2 protein-coding genes and 1 pseudogene are annotated in these 1,837 nt (G+C 71.2%); all 3 read left to right on the top strand.

From position 1 onward, the window contains the following. Positions 1 to 215: hypothetical protein (locus C5O18_RS10525; protein WP_158249322.1), on the top strand; the 215-nt coding region annotated here is incomplete at its 5' end. Then, positions 212 to 1,369: pseudogene (gene dnaQ, locus C5O18_RS11275) on the top strand (DNA polymerase III subunit epsilon). The gene C5O18_RS10525 and the pseudogene dnaQ, both read left to right, overlap by 4 nt. Then, positions 1,362 to 1,837, top strand: a 476-nt coding sequence (locus C5O18_RS09030) for an NUDIX-like domain-containing protein (protein ID WP_277422165.1), incomplete at its 3' end; no start/stop codon positions are given. The pseudogene dnaQ and the gene C5O18_RS09030, both read left to right, overlap by 8 nt.

Below are 1,837 nucleotides of genomic sequence, written 5' to 3'. Positions count from 1 at the left end.
ACCTGATGCCGCCGCGCCTGTCGCGCATGTGGTCGGCACGGTGGCAGAATTGGCTGCCCGGCGCCGAGTGGAGCGTCCAGCTCTGGCAGAAGGACACGCTCTGCCCGGTCTCGCGTGCGCCATCGCGCGCCCGCCGTCGCCAAGGCGACTGGTCGGGCGCGGCCTGGGCGCCGCAGTCGCGCGCCGGCAACGCCCATATCAAGGATTCCGCATGACCCAAGTGGTGATCTATACCGACGGCGCCTGCCGCGGCAACCCCGGCCCCGGTGGCTGGGCGGCCCTGCTCAGCAGCGGCGGCCACCGTCGCGAGCTGTCCGGCTACGAGCCGGCGACGACCAACAACCGCATGGAGTTGCGCGCCGCCCTGGAGGCGCTGAGCATCCTCAAGCAGCCCTGCAAGGTCACGCTGTGGACCGACTCGGAGTACCTGCGCAAGGGCATGACCGAGTGGCTGAAGGGCTGGAAGGCCAAGGGCTGGAAGACGGCGGCGAAGCAGCCGGTCAAGAATGCCGACCTGTGGCAGGCGCTGGATGCCGTGGCGACCCGCCACGAGATCGACTGGCGCTGGGTCAAGGGCCACGCCGGCGACCCCGGCAACGAGGCGGTCGACCGCCTCGCCAACGAAGCCATCGACCACGGACAGCAGGGCTGACACATGCGCCAGATCATTCTCGACACCGAAACCACCGGCCTCGATCCGTCGCAGGGCCACCGCATCATCGAGATCGGCTGCCTGGAGCTGGTCAACCGCCGGCCGACGCGGCGGAGTTTCCATCACTACCTGCAGCCCGACCGCGAGGTCGATGCCGGCGCCATGGCGGTGCACGGCATCACCAACGAGTTCCTGCGCGACAAGCCGCGCTTCGCGGATGTCGTCGACGAATTCATGCGCTTCATCTCCGGTGCCGAGCTGGTGATCCACAACGCGGCCTTCGACGTCGGCTTCATCAATGCCGAGCTGGGCCGGCTGGGCATGCCGCCGGTGACCACGGTCTGCGGCGTGCTCGACACGCTGCTGCTGGCGCGCGCCAAGCATCCGGGCCAGAAGAACAACCTCGACGCGCTGGCGCGTCGCTACGGCGCCGACCAGCGTGACCGCACCTACCACGGCGCCTTGCTGGACGCCGAGATCCTGGCGGACATCTATCTGGCCATGACCGGCGGCCAGGTCGGCCTGTCGCTGGGCAGCGAGGATGAAACATCGGGCGAGGGCGGTGGTCGCAGCGACGCCATCCGCCGTCTCGCCGCCGGCCGCGAGCCGCTGCCGGTGATCCGCGCCAGCGCCGACGAGCTGGAAGCGCACGAGCTGCGCCTGCAGGTGCTGGACAAGTCGGTCGGCGGCCGCTGTCTGTTCCGCGACCATGACTGAGCCCTACCAGCCGGGCGTACGCCATGAAGGGCCGGTGCCGGGACATGCCCTGGTGCTGGTGTTCCATGACGGCCGCCTGCTGGTGCGCGGTGCCGGCACGGCGACGGAGATAGCCTTTCCCCGCCACGATGCACTGGGCTGGCTGACCGGCGGCGTGCCGGTGCCGCCGGCATCGGGACCGGCGCATGCCCCGACGGGCGTGACGCATTTCCTCGGCCACTGGCAGGGCCAGCCGGCATTCACCCTCGCGTGGCCGGAGGCTGTCGAAGCCGCGGAGGCGGGCTGGCAGTGGCTGCCGCTGCGCCAGCTGCTGGCCCTGCTCGATGGCGGCCGCTTCCACCTCGCCGCGCGCGCCGCGCAGATCCTCGGCTGGGCTCGCGACCACCGCTATTGCGGCCGCTGCGGCGGCGACACCGGGCCGGATGCGCGCGGCGAGCGGGCGCTGGTCTGCGGCCGCTGCGGCTTCGG

Source organism: Amnimonas aquatica (assembly GCF_002943415.1).
Taxonomy (GTDB): Bacteria; Pseudomonadota; Gammaproteobacteria; order Pseudomonadales; family Moraxellaceae; genus Perlucidibaca; species Perlucidibaca aquatica_A.
Note: the sequence above shows the minus strand (reverse complement) of the source record. Positions and strands in the feature narration are given on the sequence as shown.